This is a genomic window from Acidovorax benzenivorans (genome assembly GCF_028680575.1).
GTDB classification, from domain to species: Bacteria; Pseudomonadota; Gammaproteobacteria; order Burkholderiales; family Burkholderiaceae_C; genus Acidovorax; species Acidovorax benzenivorans.
This window is the reverse complement of record NZ_JAPCKI010000005.1, coordinates 152,192-167,812: the sequence shown is the minus strand read 5'-3', so window position 1 is coordinate 167,812 and position 15,621 is coordinate 152,192. Positions and strand designations below refer to the sequence as shown.

Here is a 15,621-nt window from a genome sequence, read left to right as displayed (position 1 = left end):
CATCAAAAACATGCAGTATTTTGCCAATCTATGAACCATAGTTACCTAAAAGATCCATGTCAAGCACTATAGTGCATGCATGGCGTTTTCCCTGAGGAAGGCCAGGGTGCTCCATGAAAAGGATGGGTATGAACGAAACAGAAACGGCGGGGCTGCTGGCACCCGCCTTCGCGCAAGAGGGGGCGCCGCCCACGGGCGAGGAGCCCAAAAACCCCCTCTTGGTGGCACTGGGCGAGCGGGTCCGCAACCTGCGCGCGCAGCGGGGCCTGACCCGCAAGGCGGTGGCGGTGGCCGCCGACGTGTCGGAACGCCACTTGGCGAATTTGGAGTACGGCACTGGCAATGCCTCCATCCTGGTGCTGCAGCAGGTGGCCCATGCACTTCACTGCTCTCTGGCGGAGCTGGTGGGCGATTTCACGACGCTGTCGCCCGAATGGCTGCTGATCCGGGAACTGCTGGAGCATCGCAGCGAGTCCGAGCTGCGCCGCGCCCGTATGGCGCTGCACGAGCTGCTGAGTGGTGGCCACAACGACACCGCGAGGCACGGCCGTATCGCGCTGGTGGGCTTACGGGGAGCTGGCAAGTCCACATTGGGGCCGCTGCTGGCGCGCGAACTGGATGTTCCATTCATCGAACTGAGCCGCGCCATTGAAGCACTGGCCGGGTGCAGCGTGCGCGAGATCCACGATCTGTACGGCACCACCGCCTACCGCCGCTACGAGCGCAGGGCGCTGGAGGAAACCATACAGATCCACAGTGAGGTGGTCATCGCCACGCCCGGCGGCATCGTGTCGGACCCCGCCACTTTCAACGAATTGCTGGCCCACTGCACCACCGTGTGGCTGCGAGCCACCCCCGAGGAGCACATGGGGCGCGTGGTGGCCCAGGGCGATATGCGCCCGATGGCCGCCAGCAAAGAGGCCATGGACGACCTCAAGCGCATCCTGGACGGGCGCGCAGCCTTCTACTCCAAGGCCGAAATCACGGTGGATACCTCAGGCCAGACGCCCGAGCAAAGCCTGCAAACATTGAGTGCCAGTGTGCGCAAGGCCATGGCCCGCGCGGCATAACACTCCGCACCAGGGCGCGCGCTGACACCGCCGCCCCTGCACACACTCTGCCCCCGCGCTGCACAACGCCTGTCACCACGGCGGGCAGTGTGCCCCCCCTTCCAGCGCTCTTCCCTACGCCCCGACGCGGCGCTTTCGAGCGCTGTCTGCAGCAATGCCATCGGCATAAAAATGCATTGACACGCCACAAAACATGCACCATGATGCACATCAGTTGCAAAAACAAGCACTATATTGCATTAATTCTCCACGGAGACCTTATGGCAGATTCCACTCACGCCCTTGAACGCGTTGACTACCGCACCAACCCCACGCAATACCGCCACTGGACTTTGTCGGTCGAGGGCGCCGTTGCGCGGCTATCACTCGACATTGCGGAGGACGGCGGCATCCGTCCTGGCTACAAGCTCAAGCTCAACAGCTATGACCTGGGGGTGGACATTGAGCTGCACGACGCGCTCAACCGCATCCGCTTCGAGCACCCCGACGTGCGCAGCGTCATCGTCACCAGTGACAAGGACCGCATCTTTTGCTCGGGCGCCAACATCTTCATGCTGGGGGTCTCCAGCCACGCCTGGAAGGTCAACTTCTGCAAGTTCACCAACGAGACGCGCAACGGCATTGAAGACTCCTCCAAGCACTCCGGCATCAAGTTCATTGCGGCAGTGAACGGCGCCTGCGCGGGCGGTGGCTATGAGCTGGCGCTGGCATGCGACGAAATCATCCTGGTCGATGACCGTTCGTCTGCCGTATCGCTGCCCGAAGTGCCCCTGCTGGGCGTACTGCCGGGCACGGGTGGGCTGACACGCGTCACGGACAAGCGCCACGTGCGCCACGATCTGGCCGATATCTTCTGCACCAGCGTGGAGGGCGTGCGCGGCCAGCGCGCGGTGGACTGGCGCCTGGTGGACCGTATCGCCAAGCCTGCGCAATTTGCCGCCGCGGTGCAAGAGCGTGCAGCAGCCTTGGCGCACACCAGCACCCGCCCCAGCGCCGCGCAAGGCATTGCTCTGCCACGCGTGGAGCGGCAGGACCATGCCGACGGCATGCGTTACCAGCACGTGGCGGTGGACATCGATCGCGTGCGGCGCACGGCCACTTTGTGCATCCAAGCGCCCAAAGGGCCACAACCCACAGACACTGCAGCCATTGAAGCAGCGGGCGCCGCCTGGTGGCCGCTGGCCCTGGCCCGCGAGCTGGACGACGCCATCCTGAACCTGCGCACCAACGAACTGGACATTGGCACCTGGTTGCTGAAAACAGAGGGGGACGCGCAGGCAGTGCTTGCCAACGATGCCACCTTGCTGGCCCACCAGGACCACTGGCTGGTACGCGAAACGGTGGGTGCGCTGCGCCGCACGTTCGCACGGCTTGATGTGTCTTCGCGCAGCCTGTTTGCGCTGTTGGAGACGGGTTCTGCGTTTGCGGGCTCACTGGCCGAACTGGCCTTTGCCGCAGACCGCACCTACATGCTTGCCCTGCCCGACGACGCGGAGCGCGCGCCCCACCTCACGCTCAATGAATTCAACTTCGGCCTGCTGCCCATGGTGAACGACCAGAGCCGCTTGCAGCGCCGCTTCTACGAAGACGCCACGCCCATGGAGGCTGCCCGCGCAGCCGTCGGCAAGCCGCTGGATGCCGATGCGGCCCTGGCGCTGGGCCTGGTGACCGCAGCCCCGGACGATATCGACTGGGATGACGAGATCCGCATCGCCATCGAAGAGCGCGCCGCCATGTCACCCGACTCGCTTACCGGCCTGGAAGCCAACCTGCGCTTTGCCAGCAAGGAGAACATGAACACCCGCATCTTCGGCCGCCTGACCGCCTGGCAAAACTGGATATTCAATCGCCCGAACGCCGTGGGTGAAAAAGGTGCGCTCAAGGTCTATGGCACTGGCCAGAAAGCCGGCTTCGATCTGAACCGCGTCTAGCCCCAACCCCGACCGTTCGGGCCGAACGGGTAGTCGGTTTTCCATCCAACGAGGAGACATTCATGAGCACCATCAACTACAGCGAGAAGATCCCCAACAACGTGAACCTGGGCGAAGACCGCACGCTGCAGCGCGCGCTCGAAGGCTGGCAGCCCAACTTCATCAACTGGTGGGACGATGTGGGCCCCGAGGGCTCCACCAACCACGAGGTCTACCTGCGCACCGCCGTGAGCGTGGACCCGAATGGCTGGGCACAGTTTGGCCACGTGAAGATGCGCGACTACCGCTGGGGCATCTTTCTGAACCCTGGCGATGCCAACCGTGAAATCCACTTTGGCGACCACAAGGGCGAGAAGGCCTGGCAGGACGTGCCTGGCGAGCACCGCGCCAACCTGCGCCGCATCATCGTGACCCAGGGCGACACCGAGCCCGCCTCGGTCGAGCAGCAGCGCCACCTGGGCCTGACAGCGCCCAGCATGTACGACCTGCGCAACCTGTTCCAGATCAATGTGGAAGAAGGCCGCCACCTGTGGGCCATGGTGTACCTGCTGCACAAGCACTTTGGTCGCGACGGTCGCGAGGAGGCCGAAGCCCTCCTGCAGCGCCAGTCCGGCGACGAGAACAACCCGCGCATCCTGGGCGCCTTCAATGAAAAAACGCCGGACTGGCTGGCATTTTTCATGTTCACCTATTTCACCGACCGCGACGGAAAGTTCCAGCTCTCGGCATTGGCAGAGAGCGCCTTTGACCCGCTGGCGCGCACCACCAAGTTCATGCTGACCGAAGAGGCCCATCACATGTTCGTGGGCGAAAGCGGTATTTCGCGTGTGCTGTCGCGCACCGCGCAGGTGATGAACGACCTCAAGACCGACGACCCTGCCAAGGTGCGCGCGGCCGGGGCCATCGACCTGCCCACCATCCAGCGCTACCTCAACTTCCACTACAGCGTGACCATCGACCTGTTCGGCGCTGACCAGTCGAGCAACGCCGCCACGTTCTACAGCTCGGGGCTCAAGGGCCGCTACGAAGAAGGCAAACGCACGGACGACCATGTGCTCAAAGGCCAGACCTACAAGGTGCTGGAGGTCAGGGATGGTCAGCTGCTAGAGAAGGACGTCCCCATGCTCAACGCGCTCAACGAAGTGCTGCGCGACGACTTCATCAAGGACTCCATGGCGGGTGTTGGGCGATGGAACAAGGTGCTGGAGAAGGCTGGCATCCCCACCCGCCTGGTGGTGCCTCACAAGGCCTTCAATCGCCAGATCGGTGCCCTGGCGGGCATCAAGATGTCGCCCGACGGCCGCGTGGTGAGCGAGGCGGAATGGACCGCACGCAAGGCCGAGTGGCTGCCCACGCCCGAAGACTTCGCGTTTGTGGCGTCGTTGATGGGCCGTGTGGTCGATCCGGGCAAGTTCGCTGGCTGGATTGCCCCCCCTGTCATGGGCATCAACCGCCAGCCTGTGGATTTCGAATACGTGCGGTTCAATTGATCGCTGCCGAGCCGCCAGCGCCAGCCTCGCACTGAGGCAACACGGCGCCTGCGGCCAGGCAAGGCGGTTCTGCTCTGCATTGACAGAGGGCAGCCAACGTATGCAAGGTCACAGCACCAGTCGACAGACATTGCCCGAAAAATGATTATGGAAACCCACACGCTGATCGACAACGGCATCCTGAAGCAACATCTGATAGACCCGGAGATCTGCATTCGCTGCAACACCTGCGAGGCCACCTGTCCGGTCAACGCGATCACACACGACGACAACAACTACGTGGTGCGAGCCGATGTGTGCAACGGCTGCATGGCCTGCATATCGCCTTGCCCCACGGGCTCTATCGACAACTGGCGTGCGGTGCCAGTGGCCCGTGCCTACACCATTGACGAACAGTTCAGCTGGGAAGAACTGCCGGGCGAGCTCGCCCCCCATGAACTGGTCGCAGCAGGCGGAGAGCCCGCCACAGAGGCGACGACGCTGCAGCAAGCCCCCGAAGCGCCTGCAGAACCAGGCACACAGGTATTCCGCTCCGCACAGTACGGAGCCACGGTGCCGCCCTGGTCTGCCGCTCATCCTTATACGAACCTGTTTCCGCCCAAAAGCCCGACCACCGCCACCGTGGTCGGCAACTTCAATTGCACCGAGGCTGGCTTTGAGAGTGAGACCCACCACGTGGTGCTCGACTTCGGCAGCATGCCCTTTCCCGTGCTGGAGGGGCAATCGATAGGCATCATCCCACCGGGCACCGATGCACTGGGCAAGCCGCACCACGCTCGCCAATACTCGGTCGCCAGCCCACGCAACGGCGAGCGGCCCGGCTACAACAACCTGGCTTTGACGGTGAAGCGCGTGACCGTGGACCACGACGGCAACCCCGTGCGTGGCGTGGCATCCAACTATGTCTGCGACCTGAAGGTGGGCGACAAGGTGCAGGTGGTGGGGCCGTTCGGCAGCAGCTTCCTCATGCCCAACCACCCACGATCGCACATCGTGATGATCTGCACCGGCACGGGCAGCGCCCCCATGCGCGCCATGACCGAGTGGCGGCGACGCTTGCGCAACAGCGGCAAGTTTGAGGGCGGCAAGCTCATGCTGTTCTTCGGCGCCCGCACGCAGCAGGAGCTGCCCTACTTCGGGCCCTTGCAAAGCCTGCCCAAGGACTTCATCGACATCAACCTGGCTTTCTCCCGCACGCCCGGGCAGCCCAAGCGCTATGTGCAAGACCTGATGCGCGAGCGCGACGCCGACCTGCTGGCCCTGCTGCGCGATGACAACAGCCACTTCTACGTCTGCGGCCTCAAGGGCATGGAAGAAGGCGTGGTGATGGCACTGCGTGACATCGCACAGGAGGCGGGGCTGAGCTGGGAGGCCCTGGGGGCGGCACTGCAGCGCGAGGGGCGGCTGCATCTGGAGACGTACTGAGGCTGAAGCGTGAATCGCACCAGCTAGATGGCCCCAGCCGTCTTTTGGCCTGAAATCGCGGCGTTGGTGGCTGCAGCCGGCCCGATGGCCTGTTGGAGAAACGACATCCTGTTGAGCCCCCTCGCAACAGGCAATTGGCAATAGGCGGGGCCTTTGTGAGGCGCCGTTCTGCGCCCTTCTCATGTGTAACAGCTGCAACGCCAGGCGCTGACCAATGGGCTGCTCTTCCGTTCCTGCGAAAATAGCGGGCTTTGCCTAAAGGGGACCCGTTCCCCGATGCACGCGCCGCCGGCCCCCCCGCTCGGCAGTGCCTACCCAGTGCATAGCCTCCACGGGATGACCCAACACCACCGACTCAACAGCTCACCCCTTGTGGTCCTGCTCCAGCAATGGACGCGGGAAGCCAGTGAGCGAACGACGCATCCCTCATCAGCCTCCAAGGCACCCGATGTGGCGGAGCAGCTGAGCCAGTGGCTGGGAACCGTGGATGCCGTACAGCTCAGCCGGGCGCTGCACGCGATCGAGTCCCTGCCATCGCAGGCGGCCGCCGCACAGTGCCCAGCGTTGGCGCTGAATGTGGCCGCACTGACAGGCCTTGTGCAACAGGCACGGGTCGACCTCGAAGCACTGCTGACCACCAAACCTGCAGCGCCCAAGCCGCAGCGGGCTCGTGCTGACAACACGCCCGTGGAGCTGCCCGACCCGATGGTAGATACCGATTTCGCCACACATGCACCACGCTATCTGGACCTGCAAAAGCAAATAGAGCTGCGGCTGCAGGCCCTGAGGACGCAGGTGCGCCAGACCATCGCACAAGGCACCGCCACATTGCGCCAAGTCGCAGCGCTGGACGCCGTCATGGAGCGCATGCTGGCACCGCGTGAGCAACGGCTGTGGGCCTTGCTCCCTGCGCACCTGGAGCGCCGTCTGGCACACCGCCACCGGCAACACCAGCACAGGCTGATGGTGCAGGCGCTGGCAGATGAGCCAGCGCGCTGGCGGCAGGCCGGTGGCTGGCTGTGGGCCTTTGAGCGCGACATGCAGGCCCTGCTGATGGCAGAGCTACAAGCGCGCATGGAACCGATCACGGGGCTGCTGGAAGCAGCCCAGAACGACACAACAGGACAACGAGAATGAACAAGAGTGTGATGGCAGCCATCTTCGCCACGGGCTTGGCGGCCGTAGGCTGGGTGGGCTGGGGTTTTGTGGGCACCAGCCCGCTGGCGCTGGTGATGACGATGGTGATCGCCGCCACCTACCTGCTGGGAGCCTGGGAACTGATGCGTTATCGCGCTGCCACCGCTTCGCTGGCGCTTGCACTGGAGGCCGCCCACACCGAGCCCCCCGCATTGGACGCGTGGCTGGAGACCCTGCTCCCCGCACTGCGCCACCCGGTTCGCCAACGCATCGATGGAGAGCGTGTGGCCCTGCCTGGCCCCGCACTCACGCCCTACCTGGTGGGGCTGCTGGTCATGCTGGGCATGCTCGGCACGTTCGTTGGCATGGTGGTGACATTCCACGGTGCCGTGTTTGCTCTGGAAGCGTCGGGCAACCTGGAGTCCATCCGCAACGCGCTGGCCGCGCCCATCAAGGGGCTGGGTCTGTCGTTCGGCACATCCGTCGCGGGTGTCGCCACATCTGCCGCGCTGGGGCTGTTGTCGGCCCTGAGCCGCAGAGAACGGCTGCAGGCAGTACGCCAGCTGGATGCACGCATCCCCACGCTGTTCCGTACGTTCTCGTCAGCCCAGCGGCGCGAAGACACCTTGCAGGCCCTGCAAGCGCAGGCACAGGCACTGCCGCTGATTGCCGACCGCCTGCAAGCCATGATGGACGGACTGGAGCGCCGCCACAGCCAGCTCAACGACCAACTGTTGGCGCAGCAGCAGGGCTTTCACAGCGAGGCCTCCGCCGCCTACACCCGATTGGCGCAGGCCGTGGGCATGTCGCTGCAAGACAGCCTGAGTGCAAGCGCCCAGCAGGCCACTGCCGCCATGCGACCTGTGGTGGAGCAGGCCATGGCGACGCTGGCACAGGAATCCCAGCGCACCCACGAGCGACTGCGAGAGCACACTGGCAACCAGCTGCAAACCCTCAGTGCCCAGTGGGAGGGCACGGCGCGCAAGGTGGCCGACACATGGGCCCAGGCGCTCGACCAACAGACGCACACGCAGGGTGCGCTGGCAACTCAGTTTGAAGGGGCATTGCAGCAGCTCACGCAGGCTTTCGACGAACGCTCGAAAGCCCTGTTGGCCTCCCTGCAGGCATCGGCCGCACAGCAACAGACCACCCAGGCAGAGTCAGACCAGCTACGACTGCAAGGCTGGGAGCACTCCATGCAAGACATGGCCCACACCCTGGCCGCCGAATGGCAGCGCGTGGGCACACACACGCTCACCCAGCAGCAGGACATGGGCCAGGCCCTGGAGCGCACCACACAGCACATGGACCAGCAACTGCAAGCGACCACCCAGGCCTTTGCAAAGCAAGCTCAAGCCCTGGTCACCACGCTGCAAGCAACGGTGACCGAAGCGCAGGGTGCACAGCGCGCCGCCGACGAACAGCGGCTGACAGGCTGGGCCCAGTCCATGCATGAGATGGCCCAGAAGCTCAGTGCCGAATGGCAAAGCGCAGGCACACAGACCGCCGCACAGCAACAGGCAACCGGCGCTGCACTGGCCAGTGCAGCCCAGCAGATCGAGCACCACCTGCAGTCTGCAAACAACGCCTTTGAAGAACGCTCCAGCGCGTTGCTGGCTGCGTTGCAACATACCGTGGCCGAAGCCCACCAGGCGCAACGCGAGGCTGACGCGCAGCGGCTGGCGGGCTGGAGCCAGTCCATGGAGGGCCTGACGCACACGCTCAGCGACGAATGGCGGCGCGCTGGCGCGCAGACCACGGAGCAGCAACGTGCCGTGGTGCAGGCTCTAGAGAACACTGCCTCACAAGTGAGCGAACGACTGAACGCCCAGGTGGACCGCACATTGGGCAGCGCCACCGCGCTGATGGAGCAATCCGACGCACTGCTGCGCACGCGCATCGACACCGAAGCCCAGTGGGTGCAAGCCCAAGGCCAACGCATGGAGGCACTGACCCACGTGTGGCGCGAGGAGCTAGCCGCCCTGCGCGATGCCGAAGCCGCACGCGGCCAGGCGGCCGTGGACCGGCTGGACACCCTGCAAGCCGCCGTGGCAGAGCACCTGGCCACACTGGGCGCTGCGCTGGAGGCCCCGCTCACGCGCCTGCTGCAAACAGCGTCGGACGTGCCACAAGCGGCTGCCGAGGTCATCACCCAGCTACGCCAGGAAATGACGCGCCTGGGTGAGCGCGACAACGCCGCACTGACCGAGCGCACCGCGATGACGCAGCAGTTGGGCAGCCTGCTGCAATCCGTGAACGAAGCTGCCGTGCAGCAACGCGCGGCCATCGATGCCCTGGTGGAGTCCGCCGCCCAGGTGCTAGAGCAAGCTGGCCAGCAATTTGCCCAGGCTCTGGGCACACAGGCGGGCAAAGTGGACGAGGTGGCCGCACAGGTGGCCGCCAGCGCCATCGAGTTGTCCAGCCTGGGCGAATCCTTTCACCACGGTGTGGGCCTGTTCAGCGCCAGCAACGACAAGCTCATGGAGAGCCTGCAAAGCATTGAGGGTGCCCTCCGCGAGTCCATGGGCCGCAGCGACGAGCAATTGGCCTACTACGTGGTCCAGGCCCGCGAGGTGATTGACTTGAGCATCAGCGCGCAACAAGGCATCGTGGAAGACCTGCGCCGACTGCATGGCAGGGCCACGGCAGAACAAGGGGTGCCCGCGTGATCGGCATGGATGACACCCTGGACGATGCCACCGACCAGACAGCTCCGGTATGGGCCGTCTTCGGCGATCTGATGGCGGGGCTACTGGGGGCGTTTGTACTGATACTCGTGGGTGTGCTGGTAGTGCAAATTGACCTGGTGGCCAGCCTGCAGCAGGAGGTGCAAAAGCGCCAGATGGAAGAGAAGAGGCGCATGGCACTCGAAAAGGCATTGGCCATTCCGCTGGCCAGCGGGCGCGTGACAGTGAACAACGGACGCATTGGCATCAGCGGCAGCGTACTGTTTGCCACCGGCTCGGACGAACTCCGTGCTGAGGGACGGCAACTGCTCAAGAGCCTGGTTCAGCCTTTGGGGGTTTACTTGCGCGAGCGCGACGAAATGCTGATGGTCAGCGGCTTCACCGACAACACCGCGCTGCTGCGTGGCAGCCAGAAGCGTTTTGCGGACAACCTGGAGCTATCAGCCCAGCGGGCACTCACCGTGACCCGGGCCCTGATTGACGAAGGCATGCCATCGTCCCAGGTGTTCGCCGCAGCCTTTGGCGCCGAACAACCCGTGGCTGACAACAGCGACGAAAAAGGCCGGGCACAAAACCGGCGGGTGGAGATGGCGCCGGTCCCCAAGGCAGCCAACACCCCACCCTCCGAGTCTCCCCGCGCGCCATGACCGATCCCCGCTTGGAGGCCCTGCGTGCAGTGGGCGCGCACCACAACGACCCCGCGCGTTTTCACTACCTGGAGGTACTGGCACGCCGCCTGCCTGGCCAGCCAGCGGCCGTGCAGCGGCTGTTGGCGCACAAGCTTGAGGCTGCACTGGCGAGCTACCCCCAGAGCGTGCTCCCCCCTGCTTCACCACGGGGCAATCAACGTCTCGCCCCCGCAGAATCAGCGCTGGCACGGTTGAACCGAACCCTGGCTCCCCCTCGGCACAGCGCTGCCACGGACAATCCCTTTGCGATGGAGAGCGCCTCATTGCCCGCCCTCAAAAGCGTGCACCAGTTCAGCAAGGTCTGGTCCCACATCGCTGCCGAGCAACAGGTGGTGCAAGCCCTGCATCGGGGGCCCGAGAATGCCGGGCCGCTGAACGCGCACAAGCTGATGCTGCGTTCACTCAACCTGATGCGCACCCTGTCGCCCGACTATCTGCGCCACTTCATGGCGCAGATGGACACCTTGCTGTGGCTGGACCAGGCGAGCCACAAGGCTCCCAGTCCGCCCCCCCGGTCAGTGCGAAAGACGCGAAACAGGCCCTAGTCCACTGAATCATCGCGTCCTGTGCGCCTTTGGTCTCGATTGGTCTTCGCAGGCCTGGCGGATCAGACCACACCGGTGTATTCGCCACGCCCCGGATAGTCATTCCTGATCACGAAATCCAAGGCCTGGAGCATTTCTGCAAAACTGGGACGCACGAATGGCATCGACTGGACGGACAGAAAGTAGATCGAGTTATCCGGCCTGATCAGGAACACGCCTGGCTCGGAGAACAAGGCTGGCTCCTCAATACCGATGGAAGTTTTCCCACGGCCCGCTGACAGGTAGAGGCCCCAGTTGCGGGCGACTTCCAGTGGGAGACCCCATCCTAGGCGCAGGTTGGCAGCGCCGATTTTTTCGGCCATCAGCTGTGCTCTCTCGCGGGTGTCCGAGCTGACCGCGATGGTGGCGACACCACGTTCTGCGAACGATGGGGTGAGCCGCTCCAACTCCTTGAGGTAGGTGGCGCAAATCGGGCAATGCAGTCCCCGATAGAAGCTGATCAACGTGAAGCGCTCCGGGCGCTCGGCGGCCAGGCGAAATGGCTCTCCAGTGAGGGTTTGCACTTCCAGTGCGGGGGCCTGTTGGCGTGGCACAAGCATGGTTTCATTCCTTTCAGTGAATGGGGTACTTGCTGAGAATCCCTGAATATTCCACACTACAGGTCATGGAAAATTCCAAAATCCTGACCAAAAGTTCGTCGCCGAGAAAAATGGACCGCCTTGCAGCGTTCCTGGACTATTTCAAGCTGAGTGTGTTGGTCCTGGACCCTGAGCAGCCGGTGCAGGGGCCGAGTCTGTGGCTGTACGAGCCGTCGCAGGGCGGAGGGCGAATCGCTTTGCGCATGGCGCCACTGTCGCAACTTCCTGCCAATCTGCGCGCCATCGTGGCGATCGAATTTGAGAACGCCGCCAACCCTCTCATGGCAGCAATCCCGGATGAAATCTCCGTGGCACTCGACGATGCCCCTGCACTGCGCGCAACCACGCAGGCGTTTTTGTCGGAGGTTGAAAGCAACCGCTGCGGCAAACTCGCGGCCCTGGATCGGCTCGCCGAAGTGATGGTCTTAATGATGCTGCGCCAAGTGATTGACGCAGGTGACCGTCAGCCTGGCTTGTTTGCAGCCCTTGCTCATCCAAACCTTCATCGGGCATTGGTATCGATGCACGACCATCCCGCGAAAGCCTGGACCGTCGAGCGATTGGCTGAGGCTGCGGCGATGTCGCGCACGCAGTTCATGACCACGTTTCGCCGGATCGTTGGCACGACGCCAATGGGTTACCTCGGTGCTTGGCGTCTGACGCTGGCCTGCCGGCAGCTGAAGGCTGGCGACTCCGTGAAGGCCGTTGCACGCCGGGTCGGATTTAGCAGCGCGGAAGGCTTTTCGCGGGCGTATTCACGCGCATATGGCCATTCTCCGAAAGCTCGCCGCGACTGACTGCCTGTGTCCTCCACAAGAGTCGTCCCGACGAAGGTCGGTTGTCACGGGAACCCCGGCTAAGGGTCGCATCCCGGACGATCATGGGGCCGCTTGTGGAATTGCAGCGGGCGCGTCTGGTCCCACTCGTTCATGGCCTCCCCTCGCTGCTCAGGCGTCAGGACAGGTTGCGCTGGCTCGATCAAACTAGGCGGCACGTCCCATCAGCTCAGCCAATCCCTCAGCCACTAGCGACGGGGCAATGCTGATGATCTCAGGCTCCACAACCCGATACTTCACAAACGGGTCCTCCTTTACCCTGGCCGCCACCTCGGCCTTGTTGAGCTTGATGGTCAGCAGCGCACCGCCTTGTGCGCTCTCCAGAGACCCGGCGAGCAGGAACACCCCGTCGCTGATCCCCTTCTCAATCCACTCCTTGTGCTCAACCATCCATTGCGCAGCTTGCGAACGATTTGGCCCGAATTTGAGCAAGACAATGTGCATGAGAACTCTCTCCTGTTCGCAGTGATCTGAAAGTGAGAACCTGGGTCTACTTTGGGGGCACCGCTTGGGCCGCTGTATCCAGCACCCAGGCCTCTATCTGCTTGACCTCGCAGCGAATGAAAGCCTCGTCATGGAAGGCGTTTGCCAATGACGCAATGCCTTGGCTACGCGCTAAAAGGTGCATGGCCAGCACATCGGCATCCTTGACCCGACCCAGTTCTACAAACTGCTGCGCCAGCCAGCGTCGGAACTGGCCAAAGATCATTCCCGCCTCGCCCTGTGAGGGGTGTTCGAGTTTTGCCAGTTCGGCGCACAGCGTTCCCACAGGGCAACCGAAGCGTTGAATGTCCTTGCGGTTGTCGATTAGCATCTGTACGAAGCATTTCAGCCGTCCGACGGGAGTGCGCCCTTTGAGCGCCCACATGTCTAACATCCCTTGCGTCCTGGTCGCTCTGAGAGCGATAACTTCTTTGAGGATGTCATCCTTCGTTTTGAAGTGGTAGTAAAAGTTGCCTCGCGAGATACCCACTGCATCGGCAATGTCGGCAAACGAGGTGTTCTCGAAGCCGCGTTGATAGAACAAAAGATCGGCTTTCTCGACGATCTCCTGCCGTGTACTTGGCTTGGGCACTGCGGATTTCATGCTGCTGCCGCGGTGGATCGCGCTTGTTCAGTGGCCGATGGATAGTCCGTGTATCCGCGCTCGTCTCCGCCATAAAACGTTTCGTGATCGGGAACAGCGAGTGGCAGATCTCGACGCAGCCGCGTGACCAAGTCCGGGTTGGCAATAAAAGGTTTTCCGAAGGCGATCAGATCCGCCGAACCTTGCTCAATGGCCGCCATGGCTCGGGCTCTGTCGTAACCGTTGTTGGCAACATAGGTGCCACCAAAGCGACGCCGTAATTCACCATAGTCCACCGCCGGGGCGGCGGCAAACATATCGCCCTCCAGCACATGGAGATACGCGAGATCGTATTTTGAGAGCTCTTGCGCGTAATACCCAAAGCTTGCAGCCGGGTCACTGTCGCGCATGTCGTTGAATCGGTTTTCAGGACTGAACCGCACACCAATACGTCCCGTCAGCCAGATCTCGCTGACGGCATCAACAATCTCCAGAAGAAATGTCAAGCGCCGTGCGGGCGATCCTCCATACCGGTCACCCCGCCGGTTACTCCCATCTCGCAGGAACTGATCAATCAGATATCCGTTTGCAGCGTGGATCTCGACACCGTCGAAGCCCGCAGCTTTTGCCACTTGGGCGGCGTTCTTGAACTGTTCCACCACTTGCAAGACCTCCGCCGTAGCCAGCGCTCGTGGCGTCACAAAGGACTGCATCCCACCATGGGTGACTGCCAGACCCTCGGGCCTGATTGCGGAGGGGGCGACAGGCAGATCCCCATCCATCTGAAGACTGGGGTGCGAGATACGGCCACAGTGCTGTAGCTGGACAAAGATGCGCCCGCCCTTGGCATGGACTGCATCGGTAACTTGCCGCCATCCTTTCACCTGCTTGTCTGTGTAGATCCCGGGTGTTCCCGGATAGCCAACCCCTTGAGCAGATACAGGTGCAGATTCAGAGATCACAAGGCCCGCATCGCCGCGCTGGCCGTAGTGGATTGCCATGAGAGATGACGGCACACCCTCGGGCGCCGCTCGGTTGCGCGTCATTGGTGCCATGACGACCCGGTTGCCGAGCAACATGTCGCTCAACATAAAAGGGGCAAAAAGCTCATGCATGCGAGACTCCCAATTTTTAGGTCAACTGCCCTATTATCGTAGGACAGTTGACCTATCCATGTCAACATGCGCATGCTTGCTCGATTCAAGGCTGTATCGACGCATGGGCGCCACGCGTGATCGGCATGACCAACATGCCGAAGGCAAAATTGGCACGGAAAGCCCACAAAACCAAGAGGGCTCAGTGGATGAACTGCAAGTTGGTATTGAGCAGCCGCCCGCAGTTCTTCCACCACCAGACTGGCGTGCGCTGCGTTCTTCTGCAGAATGCGTGCAGCGCCCCTACGCCTCGAAAAACCCAATGAACCAAGACCCACTTGACTCGTTCCTCGCCCAATCGTCATGGACGACCACACTGACTGATGAAGAGGCCAGGCGCGTGCGCAAGACAATTACCGTGCGCAGTTTCACCGCTGGAAGCACAGTGTTTGCTCGCAGTGCTCCGCCAGCCCACTGGGCTGGAGTGATGGAAGGAATGCTAAAGCTCGACAACATCACCGAAGAAGGCCGAGTCAGCACCTTTGCGGGCGTGCCTTCGGGTGCCTGGTTCGGCGAGGGCTCAGTGCTCAAGGACGAGCCCCGGCCCTATGCGGTGACGGCGCTGACCGACAGTGTGGTGGCGCTGCTGCCGCGCAGCGAGTTCTTGCGGCTGCTGCACGAAAGCCATCCCTTCGCACTGTGGCTCATCGGCCAGCTCAACGCGCGCCTGGCCCACTACGTGGCGCAGGTACAGACCGACCGGCTGGGCGACACCACGGCGCAGGTGGCCTACAGTCTGTCGGGGTTGTTCAACGATGCGTTGTTCCCCAACACCGCACGGCGCATCACGCTGTCGCAGGAGGAACTGGGACGCCTGTCGGGCGTGTCGCGCCAGGTGACCAACCGAGCGTTGCAGGAGCTACAGGAACGGGACGCGATCCGCCTGGGCTATGGGTCGATCGAGGTGATCGACCTGAAGGTTCTACAAGCGATAGCGCGGGAAGGCTGAGGCC

General features: G+C 63.0%; 14 protein-coding genes. 10 read left to right on the top strand and 4 right to left on the bottom strand.

Annotated elements, in window-relative coordinates; all coding sequences use genetic code 11:
• The first annotated feature begins 128 nt into the window (after positions 1–128).
• The 8 genes from OIN59_RS11025 to OIN59_RS10990 all read left to right on the top strand — a co-directional run bounded on the left by OIN59_RS11025 (position 129) and on the right by OIN59_RS10990 (position 10,974).
• Positions 129–1,070, top strand: coding sequence for a helix-turn-helix transcriptional regulator (locus tag OIN59_RS11025; protein WP_274110197.1), 942 nt, complete (start codon positions 129–131; stop codon positions 1,068–1,070).
• A 260-nt stretch (positions 1,071–1,330) separates the two neighbouring features.
• A complete protein-coding gene (boxC, locus tag OIN59_RS11020) occupies positions 1,331–3,001 on the top strand; it encodes a 2,3-epoxybenzoyl-CoA dihydrolase (protein WP_274110196.1) in 1,671 nt (556 codons plus the stop codon).
• Between the two features lie 62 nt (positions 3,002–3,063).
• Entirely contained in the window at positions 3,064–4,491 is a 1,428-nt protein-coding gene (gene boxB / locus OIN59_RS11015; protein WP_274110193.1) for a benzoyl-CoA 2,3-epoxidase subunit BoxB, read from the top strand.
• A 147-nt stretch (positions 4,492–4,638) separates the two neighbouring features.
• Positions 4,639–5,916 carry a benzoyl-CoA 2,3-epoxidase subunit BoxA gene (boxA, locus tag OIN59_RS11010; RefSeq protein WP_274110573.1) on the top strand — a complete coding sequence of 426 codons (1,278 nt, stop codon included), beginning with the start codon at positions 4,639–4,641 and terminating at the stop codon, positions 5,914–5,916.
• Between the two features lie 336 nt (positions 5,917–6,252).
• Positions 6,253–7,053 (top strand): DUF3348 family protein, encoded by an 801-nt coding sequence (locus tag OIN59_RS11005; protein WP_274110191.1) that lies wholly within the window; start codon positions 6,253–6,255, stop codon positions 7,051–7,053.
• Entirely contained in the window at positions 7,050–9,722 is a 2,673-nt protein-coding gene (locus OIN59_RS11000; RefSeq protein WP_274110189.1) for a DUF802 domain-containing protein, read from the top strand. The genes OIN59_RS11005 and OIN59_RS11000 overlap by 4 nt, the downstream gene beginning before the upstream one ends.
• A gap of 5 nt (positions 9,723–9,727) precedes the next feature.
• Entirely contained in the window at positions 9,728–10,387 is a 660-nt protein-coding gene (locus OIN59_RS10995) for an OmpA family protein (protein WP_407655088.1), read from the top strand.
• The gene (locus OIN59_RS10990; RefSeq protein ID WP_274110184.1) at positions 10,384–10,974 is read left to right on the top strand and encodes a DUF2894 domain-containing protein; all 591 of its coding nucleotides are present in this window, start codon (positions 10,384–10,386) and stop codon (positions 10,972–10,974) included. Before OIN59_RS10995 ends, OIN59_RS10990 begins: the two co-directional genes overlap by 4 nt.
• Positions 10,975–11,036: 62 nt before the next feature.
• Here the strand turns inward: OIN59_RS10990 and OIN59_RS10985 are convergent, their stop codons facing one another.
• Complete coding sequence (locus tag OIN59_RS10985) at positions 11,037–11,573, bottom strand: peroxiredoxin-like family protein (protein WP_274110182.1); 537 nt, start codon at positions 11,571–11,573, stop codon at positions 11,037–11,039.
• 65 nt (positions 11,574–11,638) lie between these two features.
• On the opposite strand from OIN59_RS10985, the gene OIN59_RS10980 reads away from it, so the two are divergent.
• Positions 11,639–12,409 (top strand): helix-turn-helix domain-containing protein, encoded by a 771-nt coding sequence (locus OIN59_RS10980; protein ID WP_274110180.1) that lies wholly within the window; start codon positions 11,639–11,641, stop codon positions 12,407–12,409.
• A gap of 186 nt (positions 12,410–12,595) precedes the next feature.
• On the opposite strand, the gene OIN59_RS10975 is transcribed toward OIN59_RS10980, so the two are convergent.
• The 3 genes from OIN59_RS10975 to OIN59_RS10965 are packed head-to-tail and all read right to left on the bottom strand — an operon-like array spanning position 12,596 to position 14,629.
• Complete coding sequence (locus tag OIN59_RS10975; protein WP_274110178.1) at positions 12,596–12,892, bottom strand: YciI family protein; 297 nt, start codon at positions 12,890–12,892, stop codon at positions 12,596–12,598.
• 46 nt (positions 12,893–12,938) lie between these two features.
• Positions 12,939–13,535 carry a TetR/AcrR family transcriptional regulator gene (locus OIN59_RS10970; protein ID WP_274110176.1) on the bottom strand — a complete coding sequence of 199 codons (597 nt, stop codon included), beginning with the start codon at positions 13,533–13,535 and terminating at the stop codon, positions 12,939–12,941.
• Positions 13,532–14,629 (bottom strand): alkene reductase, encoded by a 1,098-nt coding sequence (locus tag OIN59_RS10965; protein ID WP_274110174.1) that lies wholly within the window; start codon positions 14,627–14,629, stop codon positions 13,532–13,534. Before OIN59_RS10965 ends, OIN59_RS10970 begins: the two co-directional genes overlap by 4 nt.
• A 379-nt stretch (positions 14,630–15,008) precedes the next feature.
• Between OIN59_RS10965 and OIN59_RS10960 the strand changes: the two genes are divergently transcribed.
• Entirely contained in the window at positions 15,009–15,617 is a 609-nt protein-coding gene (locus tag OIN59_RS10960) for a Crp/Fnr family transcriptional regulator (RefSeq protein ID WP_274110571.1), read from the top strand.
• Positions 15,618–15,621: the final 4 nt, after the last annotated feature.